The organism is Loktanella sp. IMCC34160 (assembly GCF_004145845.1).
Classification (GTDB): Bacteria; Pseudomonadota; Alphaproteobacteria; order Rhodobacterales; family Rhodobacteraceae; genus SELP01.
The window spans coordinates 359,845-377,036 of sequence record NZ_SELP01000001.1; the positions used below are offsets into that span (position 1 = coordinate 359,845).

Consider the following 17,192-nt stretch of genomic DNA (forward strand, 5'->3'; position numbering starts at 1 on the left):
GGTTTCGCGTGCTGCATAGGGTGGGTCGGTTCCAGATGCCTTCGTTCCAAGGTCTTTTTCGGTCATGTCTGATGACGTCTACAGCTCTGCCCAGACCCTGCCAGTCTACCGATCCGAAGATTTTCGGGTCGCCTCGGGCGTGGCGGAAGGCGACGGGCTGAGTTTCGCGGATGAATTGGTGATGGATGATATCTATCACCTGTCCGAAAACGCCGTCCGGATGCCCATGGTCGTCGATCAGGACGGAAGCGGCCGGACCTACCATATTCTGGACCGGTCCGAGGCGGGGAAACCCGGCAACCTTCTGGTTCTGGACAGCTGCCTGACCCTGATCGCCCCGGACAGCGCCACCTACGAGGCGCTGGTTCTGGTCGAGGTCGAGGACGGCATGGCGGTGGAGGTTTACCTCTTGCCGCTGGCCACGCTGGAGCCGCGCACGGATTACCAGCTTGTCGGTGTGGACCGGCACGCCGCGACCGCCCGCTTTGCCGAAGTGGCCTGCGTGTCGTTCACGCGCGGCACCCATATCACCATGGCGTCGGGCGAACAGCGGCGGGTCGAATTGCTGCAACCGGGCGACAAGGTGCTGACGCGGGATGACGGGCCGCAGGAAATCCGCTGGATCGGGCAGGCAACGCTGCGCGCGGTCGGGGCCTTTGCCCCGGTGGTGATCCGCAAGGGCGTGTTGCACAACGAAAACGATCTGCGGCTGTCGCCCGATCATCGTATCTTCGTCTACCAGCGGCAGGATCGGGTCGGCGCGGGCCGGGCCGAGGTTTTCGTCAAAGTGCGGCACCTGATCAATGGCGACACGGTGTTTCAGGAAGACGGCGGGTTCGTCGACTACTATCAACTGCTGTTCGACGACCACCAGATCATCTTTGCCGAAGGGATTGCCGCCGAAAGCCTGCTGGTCGATCCCCGGACCCGAGCGGCCATCCCGGACGAGGTGGGCCGGCAGGTGTCCGGCAACCGGCCCGGGCACAAACACCGCCCACATCAGGACTATGAAGTCGCCGAAAGCCTGATTTCGCGGCCGGATGCCGCCGCGCTTCTGCGGCGGGCCTCGTCATCGGGGGCGTTGGACTAGGCAAGGCTGCTGGCGCGAGCCCGATTGCCCTTTGATCCATGCCCGGATATAGCGCGCGCATGACAAATCGCCCCGCTCTCCCGCCCGAAATCGCCCGCCGCCGGACCTTTGCGATCATCTCGCACCCCGACGCCGGGAAAACGACCCTGACGGAAAAGTTCCTGCTGTTCGGCGGGGCCATTCAGATGGCTGGTCAGGTCCGGGCCAAGGGCGAGGCACGGCGCACGCGGTCGGACTTCATGAAGATGGAACAGGACCGGGGGATTTCCGTTTCGGCCTCGGCCATGTCTTTTGACTACAAGACCTTTCGGTTCAACCTTGTCGACACGCCCGGCCACTCGGACTTTTCCGAAGATACCTACCGGACGCTGACGGCGGTAGACGCGGCGGTGATGGTGATCGACGGGGCAAAGGGCGTCGAAAGCCAGACCCAGAAGCTGTTCGAGGTTTGCCGGCTGCGCGACCTGCCGATCCTGACCTTCTGTAACAAGATGGACCGCGAAAGCCGCGATACGTTCGAAATCATCGACGAGATTCAGGAGATGCTGGCCATCGACGTGACCCCGGCCAGCTGGCCCATTGGGGTCGGGCGCGATTTCCTGGGCTGCTACGACCTGTTGAACGACCGGCTGGAACTGATGGACCGGGCCGACCGAAACCGCGTTGCGGAATCGATCGAGATCAAGGGGCTGGACGATCCGCGCCTTGCCGAACACGTCCCGGCGGCCCTTCTGGAAAAGCTGGTGGAAGAGGTCGAAATGGCGCGGGAGTTGTTGCCCGCGCTGGACCGGCAGGCCGTGGCCGAGGGGACGATGACCCCGATCTGGTTCGGCTCGGCGATCAACTCTTTCGGGGTCAAGGAATTGATGGAAGGGATCGGCGCCTATGGCCCCGAACCGCAACCGCAGGCGGCCTCGCCCCGGCAAATCGCGCCGGAAGAACCCAAGGTCGTGGGCTTTGTGTTCAAGGTGCAGGCCAACATGGACCCCAAACACCGGGACCGCGTTGCCTTTGTCCGACTTGCGTCGGGGCATTTCACCCGGGGAATGAAGCTGCTTCACGTCCGGTCCAAAAAGCCGATGGCCGTCACCAACCCGGTGCTGTTTCTGGCCGCCGACCGGGAACTGGCGGAAGAGGCCTGGGCCGGGGATATCATCGGCATCCCGAACCACGGGCAATTGCGGATCGGGGATACGCTGACCGAAGGCGAAAACCTTCGAGCCACCGGTATCCCGTCCTTCGCGCCGGAACTGCTGCAAACCTGTCGGGCGGGCGACCCGATGAAGGCCAAGCACCTTGAAAAGGCGCTGATGCAATTCGCCGAGGAAGGCGCGGCCAAGGTCTTCAAACCCTCCATTGGGTCCGGGTTCATCGTGGGCGTCGTCGGCGCGCTTCAGTTCGAAGTGCTCGCCAGCCGGATCGAGATGGAATACGGCCTGCCGGTCCGGTTCGAGCCGTCCCAATTCACCTCGGCCCGCTGGGTGCTGGGCGACAAGCTGGCGGTGGAGAAATTCGCCGCCGCCAACAAGCAGCATATGGCCTCTGACAACGACGGCGACGTGGTCTTTCTGACCCGCCTGCAATGGGACATCGACCGGGTTGGCCGGGACTATCCCGATGTCACCCTTTCAGCCACCAAAGAGATGATGGTCTGACGCCCAACCCGCTTGACCGGGCCGACCTGTCTGCTACTGACTGCGGCAGGTCGGGCCTGTAGCTCAATTGGTTAGAGCAGGGCGCTCATAACGCCTTGGTTGGGGGTTCAAGTCCCTCCGGGCCTACCACACCCGGCCATGGCCCGCCGCACGGGCAGACACATTCAGACATCTTGGGAATTTGGTGGAGCCGATCGGGATCGAACCGACGACCTCGTCATTGCGAACGACGCGCTCTCCCAACTGAGCTACGGCCCCAACGCGCGCTATTTGACCCGCGCGGCGCGCGGTGTCAAGCGGGGGCAGGGGGCTTTCGCGCTTCGGGCAGTGGGTTCTGATGTGGATCAAGGTCACGAACCGCCAGACGGTGCAGGATGTGACATCAGCCAATGGAAAGGAACATCGGATGTATAACCATATTCTCGTTCCCGTCGCGTTTGACGAAGGCCATTCCGCGGAACCAGCCCTTGCCGTCGCCAAGGCGCTGGCCGAGGGCGGATCGAAGGTGACGCTGTTGCATGTGGTCGAGGAGATCCCGACCTATGCGATCAACTATATGCCCGACGATTATCGCGCCGGGCTGCTAGAGGCGATTCAGGCGGATCTGGACAAGATGGCCGGGGGGATCGCGGGGGCAAAAGGCGCGGTGGTGAGCGGCCATTCCGGGCGCACCATCCTCGACTGGGCCGAAGAAAACGGGGTCGACCTGATCGTCATGGCCTCGCACAAGCCGGGCCTTGCGGATTACTTCCTAGGGTCCACCGCATCGCGGGTTGTGCGGCATGCAAACTGTTCGGTGCATGTCATCCGCTAGGGATGTGTTAGGCTGGGGTCACCAGCCAAAGGAGGAGACCCATGCCGACCATCAGCAAGGACGCCGGGTGCCAGACCGTTCTGACCACCTTTGAAACCACGCCGGGCACCTGCGAGGACCTGCTTGAGGCGTTGCAGGATGCCTATGCGGCCTTCATCAGCAAGCAGCCGGGGTTCATCGGCGCGGGCCTGCATGTGAACGACGCGCAGACCCGGATCGCCAATTATTCGCAGTGGGAAACCCGCGACGATTTCAAGGCGATGCTGCGCAGCACGGAGATGCGCGAACGCAACCGCCACATCAACGACCTGTGCAAAAGTTTCGAACCCGTCATGTATGAAGTCGCCGGAGTATACCCATGAAGAAAATCCTTCTGTCCCTGTTGATCGCGGGCGCAGGCCCTGTGCTGGCCGAGCCGGTGGGGATCACGCCGGATGTCATGTCGGTCACGATCGAAACCCCATCCGGCCCGGTCGAGATCGGGCGGGTGCAGGACAACACCAATGCGCTGGAGGGGGACTGGGCGCTGACCTCGCGCCCCTGTCCGAATTTCTGCATCCAGCCGATGACGCCCGCCGAAGGGGTCACGACCATTGGCGAGCTTGAGTTGATCGGCTTCCTGCAAGACCCGGACGCCGTGGTGATGGATGGGCGCATCCGCCCAGAGTTTGAGGCCGGAACCATCCCCGGCGCGATTTCCGTGCCCTATACCGAGGCCGCCGACCGGCTGGGCGAATTGGGCTGCATCGTCGATTTCGAAGGCTTCGAATGCCCCGAGGACGTGCCGCAGGTGGCCCTGTTCTGCAATGGCCCATGGTGCGGCCAGTCGCCCACCGCCGCGCGGCGGATGATCGAGGCAGGCTACCCGGCGGAGAAGCTGTTCTACTACCGGGGCGGCATGCAGGTCTGGCGGATGCTAGGGCTGACCGTGGTGCCGGGGGTGTAATTCCGCTTGAGGTTGTGTGGGCTTGCCCCTAGCAAGCCTGCATGACCGATCCCATTCTGCTTGCGGCCCTGGCCGCGCTGGGCCTGCTTGGGCTGCTCTTCCTACGTCGGCGCCTGCGCCGCCGCTGGATCGTCGTGGACGGGTCCAATGTCATGTATTGGGATCAGGACGTGGCCGACATCCGGACCGTGCGCCGCGTGGTGGCGCAGTTGCGACAGGCCGGGTTTCATCCGCTGATCTGGTTCGATGCCAATGCCGGCTACAAGCTGGCGGACCGATACATGGGGCCAAACCCGCTGGCCCGGCAGTTGGGCATCCGGGCTACGCAGGTCAGGGTTGCCCAGAAGGGCACTCCGGCCGACCCGTTCGTCCTGTCCGATGCGCGGCGGCTGAAGGCTCCGGTGGTCAGCAATGACAGGTTTCGCGACTGGTGGGATGACTTCCCTGAGGCCGAACGAGGCAGGCAAATGATCCGGGGCCGGGTGGTCGGGAAACATCTGAAGTTGGATATTTCCTAGGCGAGATTTTCCACTATGGCAAAGAGCGTCCGCCCGGGTGGGCGCGGAACGCGCCCGCCGTGGGGCGGGCGGACGCGTGCCCGACGCGGACGCGCCGGGCGGTCATGAGACATACTTTTTGGGGAATTGAATTAATGTTAGGCTAATAATATTGAATCACCTCAAGAGGTCTTGAGTTTGTCTGTTTCGGTATTCATTGATGAAAGTGGTGAAGCTGGAATTTCCAAAGTACGTACCGACATTTCTCCCGGTGCGTCACCGTACTTCGTGCTGGCCGCTGCGGTCATGCCAAATGCGGTGACGATAAATGCCAAATCTGTACTAGCTGAAGTTGAGGCGAAAATTGGAAAACACTCGGACCACGCAACAGATTTGGGGCACTCCCAAACGGTGTATTGGTCGCGAAAAGCGGCAGGAATTAACCTACGGTTCTTCGCCGTAGTCTCAAATAAGAGCACACTCGGAGAATATTCTGAGCGTATTAGGAACGATCCTGACAAATTTTACAATAAATGCGCAGTATACCTTCTGGAGCGTGTTGGAAAGTATCTCCTTTCAAAGGATTTGGGGAGCACAGAGCCACGTGTGGTCTTCGAAAGCCGCAACCATGACTACGATGCTATGCGCCGTTACATCGGCAAGATAAAAGACAATCCAATGCACTCGGACGCGAGATACCTGCGAGTCTTTAACCCGTTTGCCATAACCGCGCTCGCCAAGCCTCAAGAACCACTATTGAAGTTCGCTGATTTGGCCGCACACGCCGTCTATCAATGCTCCAACAAAACTCGTTCAAATTTTTTCATACCAGAGCCAAGGTATTTGGAGGAACTTTCGAAACGATTTGGGGCGGATGAAAGGGGCAGGATCATTGGAAACGGCCTTAAATGCATTCACAGCCTAGAGCAGCTAGATCTTGACAAGGACGTAGAGGAAAGAATTCGTAGAATGAGAGCATTTCCAATGAGAAAATCTGCCTAACGTCCCCGCCGCTTCACTCCGCCCCTCTGCCCCGGCCTTCCCGCCGTTGACCGTCCGGCGGCCTTCTTCCCGTCTTCCACGGCCTTTTCCACCGCGTATTGCCGCGCCAGCGGATCGTCGGACACCACGAGGTCCACGGTTTCCAGCCGTTTGATCTCGTCGCGCAGCCGGGCGGCCTCTTCGAACTCCAGGTTCTCGGCGGCCTTGCGCATGTCGGTCCGCAGCCCGTCCAGAACTGCCTCCAGGTTGGCGCCGTGCAGGGGTTTGTCGACCTTGGCCGTGACCCGGTTCATGTCCACGTCGCCCTTGTAAAGGCCCGCCAGAACGTCCTCGACGTTCTTCTTGACGGTGGCGGGGGTGATCCCGTGTTCTTCGTTATAGGCCATCTGCTTGGCGCGGCGCCGGTCGGTTTCGCGCATCGCCCGTTCCATGCTTCCGGTGATCCGGTCGGCATACATGATGACGCGCCCTTCGGCGTTTCGCGCGGCCCGGCCAATGGTTTGCACCAGCGATGTTTCGGACCGCAGGAACCCCTCCTTGTCTGCGTCCAGAATGGCCACCAGCCCGCATTCGGGGATATCCAGACCCTCGCGCAGCAGGTTGATCCCGATCAGCACGTCGAAGGCGCCCAGCCGCAGGTCGCGCAGAATCTCGATCCGTTCGATGGTGTCGATGTCCGAATGCATGTAGCGGACCCTGATCCCCTGTTCGTGCATGTATTCGGTCAGGTCCTCGGCCATGCGTTTGGTCAGGGTGGTGACAAGGGTACGGAAGCCCGCGGCGCTGACCTTGCGCACCTCGTCCAAGAGATCGTCCACCTGCATTTCCACGGGGCGGATTTCGACCATCGGGTCCAGAAGACCGGTGGGCCGGATCACCTGTTCGGTGAAGACGCCGCCGGTCTGTTCCAGCTCCCACGCCGCCGGGGTCGCGGAAACGAAGACGGATTGCGGCCGCATGGCGTCCCATTCCTCGAACTTCAGGGGTCGGTTGTCCATGCAGGACGGCAGGCGGAACCCGTGTTCGGCCAGCGTCATCTTGCGCCTGAAGTCGCCCTTGTACATGCCGCCGATCTGCGGGACCGAGACATGGCTTTCATCGGCAAAGACAATGGCGGTGTCGGGGATGAATTCGAACAGGGTGGGGGGCGGTTCGCCCGGCGCGCGACCCGTCAGGTAGCGGGAATAGTTTTCGATCCCATTGCAGACACCGGTTGCCTCCAGCATCTCGAGGTCGAAATTGGTGCGCTGTTCCAGGCGCTGCGCTTCCAGCAGCTTGCCCTCGTCCTGCAACTGCTTCAGCCGGACGGCGAGTTCCTCTTTGATCCCCTTGATCGCCTGCTGCATGGTCGGGCGCGGGGTGACATAGTGGGAATTGGCGTAGATACGTATTTTCTCGAACGTATCCGTGCGCTGCCCGGTCAGCGGGTCGAATTCGGTAATGGTTTCAAGTTCTTCCCCGAAGAATGACAGTTTCCAGGCCCGGTCCTCAAGGTGGGCTGGCCAGACCTCGAGGCTGTCGCCGCGCACCCGGAAACTGCCCCGCTGAAAGGCCGCGTCGTTGCGCCGGTACTGCTGGGCCACAAGGTCGGCCATGACCTGCCGCTGGTCATACAGCTTGCCGATATGCAGGTCCTGGGTCATCGCCGAATAGGTTTCGACCGACCCGATGCCGTAGATGCAGGACACCGAAGCCACGATGATCACGTCATCCCGTTCCAGAAGCGCCCGCGTGGCCGAGTGGCGCATCCGGTCGATCTGTTCGTTGATCTGGGATTCCTTCTCGATATAGGTGTCGGACCGGGGCACATAGGCCTCTGGCTGGTAGTAGTCGTAGTAGCTGACGAAATACTCGACCGCGTTGTCCGGGAAGAACCCCTTGAATTCCCCGTAAAGCTGGGCGGCGAGTGTCTTGTTCGGGGCAAGGATGATGGCCGGGCGCTGGGTCTCTTCGATCACCTTGGCCATGGTATAGGTCTTGCCGGTGCCCGTGGCCCCAAGCAGAACCTGATCGCGTTCGCCTTCCATGACCCCGTCGGCAAGTTCGGCGATGGCCTTGGGCTGGTCCCCCGCGGGCTGGAATTCGGTCTGCATGACGAACCGCTTGCCGCCTTCCAGCTTCTCGCGCTGTTTGGGAGCGCGGTGCATCATCGGCATCTGATCGGGGCGGTTGTTGTGCATGAACGACTCTCCGGGGCTGAGCCGCTACAATTGTGCCTATTTTGTTCCGGTTCAAGGGGGGCTGCTGACAGCCTGCTGTCAGTATGTCGGGCCGGTCCTGATTGACCGGCCCGAAACCAACTGCGCGTTAGTTCGAAAGCTGACGGATGAGGCGCTGGCCGGGCAGGTCGCCGCCAAGCACCTGTTCGCGGGTGTCCTGGGCAAAGGCGTCCAGCAGGTCGCGGTAATATCCGTCGCCGGACTGGATCGCGGCATCAATGACGGCCCCCGCGGTGGTTTCGGCGGCGTCGCCGGCCACGACGTTGATCGCATAGGTGCCAAGAACGCGGCCATCATTCGTGATGATCTGCACCTGCCCCTGCAACAGGGACCGGTCACGCCCGAAAGCGGTGGTCGTCGCCCCGGCCACATTCAGCCGGGCGATATCAACGACCATGCGGACACCGCCCGTCGACATGCGGTCGGCGAATTCCCGTTCGATCATGCCCCGCAGATCGGGCGCAAGGCGGCTGGAATAGTCGCTGGCGCGGACGCTTTCAAAGGCGGTGCCATCGGTGCTGACGCTCACCTCTGAAAAGGTCAGGCTTGCCCGGACCTCGCGGCTGATCGGGTTGGTGTTGGGCAGGGGCGCGCAGGCGGCAATGGCAAGCCCGCCCATCGCGGCCAATATGAAACGACGATTCATGTCCGTTTCCTTTCACTCGAAAACGCGGACCGAGAAATGGTCCGCAATCGGCAAGGAGGACATTTTGGCGACGCCCGCAATCCGTGCGCCCGTCACACAAGGTTTCAGTCTGTGACAGCCACGGCTGGCCTATTTGTAGACCTGGTCCTTGCCGGGGAAGCTGCGGTCGCGGACCTCTTCGGCGTAGGTCTTCACCGCCTCTTCGATCATCGGGCCAAGCTGGCCATAGACCTTGACGAATTTCGGGGTCCAGGGGTTCAGGCCCAGCATGTCTTCCAGCACGAGGATCTGGCCGTCGCAATTGGCCGATGCGCCGATACCGATGGTCGGGATATCGACCGCCTCGGTGATCCGGTCGGCAAGTTCTTCGACGACGCCCTCGACGACGACGGCAAAGGCGCCCGCATCGGCCACGGCCTTGGCATCGTTGATGTGCACCTGCCACGCGGCTTCGTCCCGGCCCTGCACCTTGAACCCGCCCATTGTGTTCACGGATTGCGGCGTCAGGCCGATATGGGCCATCACCGGAATCCCGCGTTCGACCAAAAAGCGGATCGTTTCGGCCATACGCGCCCCGCCTTCCAGCTTGACCGCCTGACACTGGGTTTCCTTCATGATCTTGGCGGCATTGCGGAAGGCCATGTTGGGGCTTTCCTCGTAGGTACCAAAGGGCATGTCGACGACGATCAGCGCCTTTTTCGTGCCGCGCACCACCGCCTTGCCGTGCATGATCATCAGGTCAAGCGGCACGCCGACGGTGCTTTCCATCCCATGCATGACCATGCCCAGACTGTCGCCGACAAGGATGAAATCCGCATATTTGTCGACCAGCGCCGCCGTATGGGCGTGATAGGAGGTGAGCGAAACGATCGGCTCGCCCCCCTTGCGGCTGCGGATTTGCGGCACGGTCGTGCGGCGGACCTGTTCGTTCTGGGCGCTCATGGGGCGATCTCCCTTTGGTCTATCAGTAGGACGGCGTTGTCCTCGGGGCCGAATTCGGCGGAAATCATGATGCCGACCGGGCCGGTCAACGGGCCGGTGGCGGGGTCAAGGGTCAGGGCCTTTGCGATGTCCACCGCCTTCAGTCGCGCGCGTGGCTCGGCGTTGATCCGGGCGCGGATCGCCTCGGCCATATCCTCGACGGTGCCGCCACCCGCGGCGACCGCTTCGGCGTCGGACAGCGACTGGTTCAGGCAGACGGCCGCCGCGCGATCCTCGGGCGTCAGGCGGACATTGCGGGACGACATGGCAAGCCCGTCCGCCTCGCGCACGGTGGCGACCCCGACAATGTGGATCGGCAGATGCAGGTCGCGCACCATCCGGCGGATCACCTGCAATTGCTGATAATCCTTTTCCCCGAAATAGGCGGCATCGGCCTGCACGATGTTGAACAGTTTGGTCACGACCGTCGCGACCCCCCGGAAATGGCCGGGGCGCACCAGCCCGTGCAGCATATTGGCCAGCCGGGTGGTTTCAACGATGGTCTCGTCGCCGTCTGGATACATTTCCCCGACCGTTGGAATGAACACCGCATCAACCCCTGCGGCCTCCAGCTTGGCCAGATCGTCCGCCTCGGTCCTTGGGTAGGCTTCCAGATCTTTCGGGTTTCCGAACTGGGTCGGGTTCACAAAGATCGTGGCGACAACCCGGTCATGAACGCCCGCCGCCTCGGCCACCAACGACATATGGCCCGCATGAAGCGCGCCCATCGTGGTCACAAGGCCAACGGTTTCACCCGCGTCCCGGAACGCCCGGACGGTCTGGCGTATGTCGTTGATGGTGCGGCAGATGTACATGATCCGTCCCTCGTTTGCCCTTTTGATACGGTGCCGCGCGGGGCTTCACAACAGGCGCTGTCGCATTCAGTCTTCCATATGTCGGCTGGTTCCCACGCAACGGAATGGTTTCCGACAAATTGCCCGCAATTCTGCCCAATGGAGTCGGCCAATGAAAACTCAAGTCAAAGCTCTTGTCGTCGGCGGCGGTGCCGTTGGCACCTCGATCGCCTACCATCTGGCCAAGGCCGGCTGGGACGATGTCATGCTGATCGAACGGGACGAGCTGACCTCTGGCTCCACCTGGCACGCGGCTGGCCTGCTGCCGCTGTTCAACATGTCCTACGCGACCACCCACATCCACAAATACTCAGTCGATTTCTACAAGACGCTTGAGGAAGAGACCGGCCTGAACGCCGGTTTCGCCGTGGTTGGCAACCTGCGCATGGCCCAGACGCAAGACCGGATGGACGAATACATGCTTTATGCGTCCACCGCCGAAACCTGCGACGTGAAATACGAATGGCTAACCCCGGACCAGATCAAGGAACGCTGGCCGCTGATCAAGACCGACGATCTGAAGGGCGCGATCTATCACACCGAGGACGGTTATATTAACCCCGCCGACGTGACGCAGGCGATGGCCAAGGGCGCCCGCCAGCGCGGGGTCGAGATTGTCCGCAAGATGCAGGCCGATGCCTTCCACTGGAACGGCACCCATTGGGAAGTCACCTGCACCGTCATGGCGGAAAAGGGCGGCAACCTGGTCGAGACGGACGAAAAGGTCGTCATCACCGCCGAGCATGTCGTCACCGCGTCGGGCAACCACGCGCAGCGCACCGCCAAGCTTCTAGGCATCAAGATGCCCGCTATCCCGGTGGAACACACTTTCATCGTCATGGACAAGGACCCCGAACTGGTCAAATGGCGCGAAGCGGGCAACCCCGAACACCCGGTCGTGCGTGACGCCGACAATGAATCCTACGCTCGCGAGGAACGCGGCGGCTGGATCCTTGGCATCTACGAACATGGTGCCCCGGCCCGGTTCGAACATGGCGTGCCGGACAGCTTCCGCGCCGACCTGTTCCCGCTGGATCTGGACCGGATCGCGGATCAATACATGGCGATGGCCGAACGCGTGCCGTCCTGTGCCGATAGCGGTCTGAAGGACGACTTCAACGGCCCGATCTGCTACACCCCCGATGGCAACCCGCTGGTCGGCCCGGCGCCGGGCCTGCGCAACATGTGGCTGGCCGAAGGCTTCTCCTTCGGGATCACCGCCGCAGGCGGCACCGGCTACTACCTTGCCCAGATGATGGTCGACGGCGAGGCCGAGATCGACATGGCGAGCCTCGACCCGAAGCGGTATTCGTCCAACTGGATGACCACCGAATTCGCGGCCCGCAAGAACGAAGAATGCTATAGCCACGTCTACATCCTGCACCACCCGGATGAAGAGCGCGAGGCTTGCCGCCCGCTGCGGACCGCCCCGGCCTATGACCGGCAGAAGGCCCGCGGCGCCCAGTTTGGTTTCGTCAACGGCTGGGAACGTCCGAACTACTATGGCCCGCTGGACGCACCCGAAACCTTCGACCACGACAGCCGGTCCTTCCGTCGCGGCGGTTGGTGGCAATATGCCGTGGAAGAAGCCAAGGCGATCCGCAACGGTGTTGGCCTGATCGACGCCACCGCGTTTTCCAAGCATGTCGTCAAAGGCCCCGGCGCGACCCAGTTCCTTGACTGGTTCACCTGCAACAAGCTGCCCAAAGTCGGCCGGATCAACCTGACCTATGCGCTGACCTCGAACGGCACCACCCGGACCGAATACACCATCGTCCGCAACGGCGAGAACAACTACTACCTCGTTTCGGCGGGCGCCTGGACGGAGTACGACGCCGACTTCCTGCGCAAGGCCGCCGAAGACAAGATGGACGAATTCGGCTACATCGAAATTCAGGACGTGACGACCCAGTGGGGCGTCTTCGCCATCGCCGGGCCGAAATCCCGCGATGTCCTGAAAGAGGTCATCAACGATGCAGATCCGGAAACCGCCTTGTCGAACAAGCGGTTCCCGTGGCTCTCGGCCCGCAAGATCGAACTGGGCATGTGCCCGGTCAACGCGATCCGCGTGGCCTATACCGGCGAATTGGGCTGGGAACTTCACCACCCGATCGAGATGCAGAACTACCTGTTCGACCTCTTGGAAAAGGCCGGCGAAAAGCACGGGATGAAGCTGGTCGGCGCCCGCGCCCAGAACTGGCTGCGTCAGGAGAAATCCTACCGCGCCTTCGGCAATGAACTGGGCCGCGACGCGACCCCGCTTGAGGCCGATCTGCCGCGCTTTGTCGATCTCGAGAAGGAGTTCCATGGCAAGGACAAACTGGTGGAAACCGGTGTCCGGTCCAAGTGCTGCACCCTGCTGATCGACGGTCCGGCCGATGCTGATCCGTGGGGCCGCGAGGCACTCTATGCCGAGGATGGCACCCGCGTCGGTCGTCTGACCTCGGGCGGCTATTCGGTGGCCTTCGAGAAATCCATCGGCATGGGCTATGTCAAACCCGAGATGGCCGTGGAAGGCACCAAGCTGAAGGTCAAGATCCTGGACCAGCTGTGGGATGCCGTCGTGACCTGCGACAGCCCCTACGACCCGAAGAACGAAGTCATCCGCAAGGACGGCTGAGAAACGGTAAGGGCGGCCAATCGGCCGCCCTACCTTTTTTTCGGTGGTGCGGGCGGACTGGATCCCGACCCTAACGCAGCCTGTCGGGCAATAGGGCCGCGGCCACGTCTGCGCCGATTTCGGGTGACGTTCCGGCGACAAGGTCGGCCACGAACTGACTGTAGCCCGGAGCAGACTGAAACCCGTATCCTCCCTGCGCCGCACACCAGATAAAAGACCGGTCTACCGGGTCGGGACCAAGAACCATGTTCCTGTCGGCGACGAAACTGCGCAGGCCCGCCCAGTTTGACAGCATCCGGGTGACCGGGGCGGTGACGTGGTCCTCGTATCGGGCCAGCCCTTCGGCAAGGGTCATGTCATCGGCCCAGGCGTCATGCGGTTTGGTCGGGTCTTCCTCGGCCGGAGAGACAATCAGCGCCCCGGCGTCGGGCTTGGCATACCAGGTTTCACCGACGCCAAAGAGAATGGGCCAGCGGGACACGTCCTGCCCTTCTGGCGCGGGGATACGGGCCATGGACCGGCGGTAGGGGGTCAGGCCGATGGGCGGGACTTGGGCAAGGGTGGCAACCTGATCGGCCCATGCCCCGGCGGCATTCACAAGGGTCCGTCCTTCAACGGTGTGGGCGCCTGTGGATACGGCCCAGCCTGTCGCGGTCTTGCTAATGGCGCTAACCCGGAACGCCTGCCGGACCTCGCCAGACTGACGGATGATCCGGGCGAAATCCTGCACGACCTTGTCCGTATCAATATCCCATGCGCCAGGATTATGCGCCGCAAGCGCCACCCGTTCGGGGTCGAGAATTGGAACCATCGCAAGCGCCTCTGCCATCGTGACAGGGGTCAGGCACATGCTGGCAACGTCGGCGTCAAAGGCGGCGCGCTCCTCGGGTCCGGCAACCAGCAACAACCCGCGGGGCGACAGGTATCCCGCATCCGGCGCGGTATAGAAATCCCGGCTTGCGGCGGTCAGGGCGCGGATCGCCGGGCTGCCGTAGTTCGGCTCGTACAGCGCGGCCGACCGACCCGACGTGTGGTAGGCCAGCGCGTCTTCCGCCTCGAGCAGGATGACAGATCCCAGCGCGGACAGACGGGCGCCGACCGAGGCCCCGGCGATTCCCCCGCCGATCACGATGAAGTCGAACATGGCACACCTCCAGCCCCGGATTCGGGGGCGACCATCGCATTCGGGTCATATCGACGAAAGAAGAAAACCAAGAATTACGTTGAAATTTCATACTGTTAATGTGGATATGTAAAAAATACTTTACACGTTGTATCGTCAGGCATACATCAGGTAAAAGATTTTTTACACCATGATGCCGAGAGAGCCTGCTATGACACACACAGAACGCAACACCCTGATCGCGATCCTGATCAACCTTGGGATCATCTTCGTCTTTGGGTCCCGACTTTGGGCCCTGCATGAAACCGGCGCCTTTGATGCAGCCGATGGTCTGACCGTCTGGGCGAAGACCGTGCTTTGGATGATCCCGGTTTCGATCGGTGCAACCATCGTCGGAACCATCCTGTTCGAAATCCTCTATTCGATCGCCACCAACAACCCAAAGCCCGAGCTGATCAGCGACGAGAGGGATCACCAGATCAGCATCTACGGGATGCGGGTCACGATGGTCGTGGCAAGTGCCGGTTTCATCGCCGCGCTTGTCGGGTTGGCCTTTGGATGGACGGCCGTCGCCGCGCTCAGCCTGATCCTTGCGGGGTTCGCGCTGGGTGATCTGACCGGAAACCTTGCACGCATGGCCCGCTATCGGGCATGGCTTTGATATGGCGAAACTTCGTATCAGCAATTCCATTCGCAAGCTTCGGTTCGAAGCAGACGAGATGACGCAAAAGGCACTCGCCGAACGCGTCGGCGTCACCCGACAGACGATCATCGCCATCGAAAACGCCAAGTATTCCCCGACGCTTGAGCTGGCGTTCCAGATCGCCGCTGTCTTCGACAAACCGCTGGAAGAGGTCTTCAGCTACCTCCCCGACTAAGGGCCAACTGGCCAATCCGACTGACCAACACGGAAAGGAGATTTCCCGTGACCCGTACCCTTTTGCCTACCCGCCTCACCTCGCCCTGGGCCATTTCCATCTGGCTTTGGCTTCTGGGCAGCCTGCCGATTTTCCTGATGGGGATCTTTTCGCTGGCTTCCGCGCTGGGCTGGATCGAGCCGATCCCCGACAGCGAAACCTATGTGGCCAATCCCGTGCCGATCTCGCTGCACATCATTGGCGGATCGCTGATGCTGCTGCTCGGACCGCTGCAGGTCAACCCGCGCGTGCGACTGCGGCGGCGCTGGCTGCACAAGCTGGCCGGGCGGATGTTTGTCCTTGGCGGGGTGGCCGCCGGGGCAAGCGCGATCTGGATGGCGCTGACCTTTCCCCTGATCAGCGGGATGACCACGCTTCTGTCGAACCTGTTTTTCGGGGGCGCGATGCTGACTACACTGACGCTGGGGCTGCGATCCATCCTGAAAGGCAATGTCGCCGCGCATCGGGCCTGGATCTTGCGAAGCTATGCGCTGGCGCTTGGCCCCGCGACCCAAAGGCTACTGTTCATGCCCTACTTCCTTGCCTTCGGGCTGATTGACGACCCCATCCTTGGGCTGATCCTGATCGTCGGTTGGGCGATCAACCTTGCGGTCGTGGAATTGTGGGTCTTGCGTCGATCACGCCGCGCCCCGCGCGTTGCGCCTGCCGAATAGAAAAAGGCCCGCCGTTTGGCGGGCCTTTCCCTGTCATATGAACCGGATCAGGACGGGATGTCGCCTTCGATCCCTTCAACGTAGAAGCTCAGACCGGCAAGGGTGCCGTCATCGGCCACGTCGCCTTCGGCCAGCCACGGGCTGCCGTCCTGCTTGTTGATCGGGCCGGTGAACGGGTGATAGTCGCCCGCCGCGATTGCGTCGCGCATCGCTTCTGCTTCGGCCTTGTATTCCTCCGGCACAGCCGAGGAGATTTCGCCGATGCCGACCATGCCAGCGCCGATGCCGTCCCAGGTATTGACGCTGGTCCAGGTGCCATCCAGCACAGCCTGCGTGCGTTCGATGTAGTAGGGCGCCCAGTTGTCGATGATCGACGAGATGCGCGGCATCGGGCCAAACTCGGCCATGTCGGCGGCCTGACCGAAGGTGTAGACGTTCCCGGCCTCTTTCGCGGCGGCATGCGGCGCGGTGGAGTCGGTGTGCTGCAGGATCACGTCGCAGCCCTGTTCGATCAGGACCTTGGCGGCGTCCGCTTCCTTGGCCGGGTTCAGCCATTCGAAGATCCAGACGATCTTGAACTCCACATCCGGGTTCACCTTGCGGGCGTGGATGAAGGCCGAGTTGATGCCGCGCACGACTTCCGGGATCGGAACCGACCCGATGTAGCCGATCTTGTTCGACTTGGTCATGCGACCGGCAAGGGTGCCCTGAATGGCGCGGCCTTCGTAGAAGCGGGCGGAATAGGCCGACACGTTTTCGGCGGTCTTGTAGCCGGTCGCGTGTTCAAACTTCACATCGGGGAAACGGGCGGCGACGTTGATCGTCGGGTCCATGTAGCCGAAGGAGGTGGTGAAGATCAGTTTGCAGCCCTGACGGACCATCTGGGTCATCACGCGTTCGGCGTCCGGGCCTTCCGGTACGGATTCCTGATAGAGCAGTTCAACGGCACCGCCGAAGTGTTCTTCCATTTCCTTGGCCGAATGGTGGTGGTGCTGGGTCCAGCCGCCGTCGTTGATCGGGCCCACGTAGACGAAGCCGACCTTCAGCGGTTCCTGCGCGCGCAGGGGCGCGCCCAGAACGGCGGCCATGGCGGCGGTGGTGCCGGTTGCAAGCAGTGTTCTTCTTTTCACTTTTCAGTCTCCCAGTTGGTGGGG

Annotated in this window: 17 protein-coding genes and 2 tRNA genes; 12 read left to right on the forward strand and 7 right to left on the reverse strand. The window is 62.0% G+C overall.

Annotated features, from left to right (window positions below; all coding sequences use genetic code 11):
• Positions 1-64: 64 nt before the first annotated feature.
• The 3 genes from EU803_RS01785 (at position 65) to EU803_RS01795 (ending at position 2,874) form a co-directional block, all read left to right on the forward strand.
• Positions 65-1,090, forward strand: a complete 1,026-nt coding sequence (locus EU803_RS01785) for a Hint domain-containing protein (RefSeq protein ID WP_129679147.1) — start codon at positions 65-67, stop codon at positions 1,088-1,090.
• 59 nt (positions 1,091-1,149) lie between these two features.
• On the forward strand, positions 1,150-2,745 hold the full coding sequence (locus tag EU803_RS01790; protein WP_129679149.1) for a peptide chain release factor 3: 1,596 nt from the start codon (positions 1,150-1,152) through the stop codon (positions 2,743-2,745).
• Between the two features lie 52 nt (positions 2,746-2,797).
• Positions 2,798-2,874, forward strand: a tRNA-Ile gene (locus EU803_RS01795).
• A gap of 53 nt (positions 2,875-2,927) precedes the next feature.
• On the opposite strand, the gene EU803_RS01800 is transcribed toward EU803_RS01795, so the two are convergent.
• A tRNA-Ala gene (locus EU803_RS01800) sits at positions 2,928-3,003 on the reverse strand.
• A gap of 148 nt (positions 3,004-3,151) precedes the next feature.
• Between EU803_RS01800 and EU803_RS01805 the strand changes: the two genes are divergently transcribed.
• The 5 genes from EU803_RS01805 (at position 3,152) to EU803_RS01825 (ending at position 6,004) form a co-directional block, all read left to right on the forward strand.
• On the forward strand, positions 3,152-3,559 hold the full coding sequence (locus tag EU803_RS01805; RefSeq protein WP_129679151.1) for a universal stress protein: 408 nt from the start codon (positions 3,152-3,154) through the stop codon (positions 3,557-3,559).
• Positions 3,560-3,600: 41 nt separating this feature from the next.
• Entirely contained in the window at positions 3,601-3,921 is a 321-nt protein-coding gene (locus EU803_RS01810) for an antibiotic biosynthesis monooxygenase family protein (RefSeq protein WP_129679153.1), read from the forward strand.
• Positions 3,918-4,505: a rhodanese-like domain-containing protein gene (locus EU803_RS01815; protein ID WP_129679155.1), complete on the forward strand. Its 588-nt coding sequence runs from the start codon at positions 3,918-3,920 to the stop codon at positions 4,503-4,505. Before EU803_RS01810 ends, EU803_RS01815 begins: the two co-directional genes overlap by 4 nt.
• Positions 4,506-4,546: 41 nt before the next feature.
• Entirely contained in the window at positions 4,547-5,023 is a 477-nt protein-coding gene (locus tag EU803_RS01820; RefSeq protein ID WP_129679157.1) for a hypothetical protein, read from the forward strand.
• Positions 5,024-5,200: 177 nt separating this feature from the next.
• Positions 5,201-6,004, forward strand: coding sequence for a DUF3800 domain-containing protein (locus tag EU803_RS01825; RefSeq protein WP_165352750.1), 804 nt, complete (start codon positions 5,201-5,203; stop codon positions 6,002-6,004).
• Here EU803_RS01825 and uvrB read toward each other — a convergent pair.
• The 4 genes from uvrB to panC all read right to left on the reverse strand — a co-directional run bounded on the left by uvrB (position 6,001) and on the right by panC (position 10,665).
• Complete coding sequence (gene uvrB, locus EU803_RS01830; protein ID WP_129679161.1) at positions 6,001-8,184, reverse strand: excinuclease ABC subunit UvrB; 2,184 nt, start codon at positions 8,182-8,184, stop codon at positions 6,001-6,003. The genes EU803_RS01825 and uvrB overlap by 4 nt on opposite strands.
• Before the next feature lie 127 nt (positions 8,185-8,311).
• Positions 8,312-8,869: a hypothetical protein gene (locus tag EU803_RS01835; RefSeq protein WP_129679163.1), complete on the reverse strand. Its 558-nt coding sequence runs from the start codon at positions 8,867-8,869 to the stop codon at positions 8,312-8,314.
• A 129-nt stretch (positions 8,870-8,998) separates the two neighbouring features.
• Positions 8,999-9,811 (reverse strand): 3-methyl-2-oxobutanoate hydroxymethyltransferase, encoded by an 813-nt coding sequence (gene panB, locus EU803_RS01840; RefSeq protein WP_129679165.1) that lies wholly within the window; start codon positions 9,809-9,811, stop codon positions 8,999-9,001.
• Entirely contained in the window at positions 9,808-10,665 is an 858-nt protein-coding gene (gene panC / locus EU803_RS01845) for a pantoate--beta-alanine ligase (RefSeq protein WP_129679167.1), read from the reverse strand. The genes panB and panC overlap by 4 nt, the downstream gene beginning before the upstream one ends.
• A 151-nt stretch (positions 10,666-10,816) precedes the next feature.
• Between panC and EU803_RS01850 the strand changes: the two genes are divergently transcribed.
• A complete protein-coding gene (locus EU803_RS01850; RefSeq protein ID WP_129679169.1) occupies positions 10,817-13,324 on the forward strand; it encodes an FAD-dependent oxidoreductase in 2,508 nt (835 codons plus the stop codon).
• Positions 13,325-13,394: 70 nt separating this feature from the next.
• On the opposite strand, the gene EU803_RS01855 is transcribed toward EU803_RS01850, so the two are convergent.
• Entirely contained in the window at positions 13,395-14,468 is a 1,074-nt protein-coding gene (locus tag EU803_RS01855; protein ID WP_129679171.1) for an FAD-dependent oxidoreductase, read from the reverse strand.
• Between the two features lie 190 nt (positions 14,469-14,658).
• Here EU803_RS01855 and EU803_RS01860 point away from each other — a divergent pair, with 190 nt between their 5' ends.
• The 3 genes from EU803_RS01860 to EU803_RS01870 are packed head-to-tail and all read left to right on the forward strand — an operon-like array spanning position 14,659 to position 16,038.
• Entirely contained in the window at positions 14,659-15,108 is a 450-nt protein-coding gene (locus EU803_RS01860) for a hypothetical protein (protein ID WP_129679173.1), read from the forward strand.
• A gap of 58 nt (positions 15,109-15,166) precedes the next feature.
• Complete coding sequence (locus EU803_RS01865; RefSeq protein ID WP_242494272.1) at positions 15,167-15,325, forward strand: helix-turn-helix transcriptional regulator; 159 nt, start codon at positions 15,167-15,169, stop codon at positions 15,323-15,325.
• 47 nt (positions 15,326-15,372) lie between these two features.
• On the forward strand, positions 15,373-16,038 hold the full coding sequence (locus EU803_RS01870; protein ID WP_129679177.1) for a DUF2306 domain-containing protein: 666 nt from the start codon (positions 15,373-15,375) through the stop codon (positions 16,036-16,038).
• Positions 16,039-16,085: 47 nt separating this feature from the next.
• Here the strand turns inward: EU803_RS01870 and EU803_RS01875 are convergent, their stop codons facing one another.
• Positions 16,086-17,168: a BMP family ABC transporter substrate-binding protein gene (locus EU803_RS01875; RefSeq protein ID WP_165352751.1), complete on the reverse strand. Its 1,083-nt coding sequence runs from the start codon at positions 17,166-17,168 to the stop codon at positions 16,086-16,088.
• Positions 17,169-17,192 lie beyond the last annotated feature (24 nt).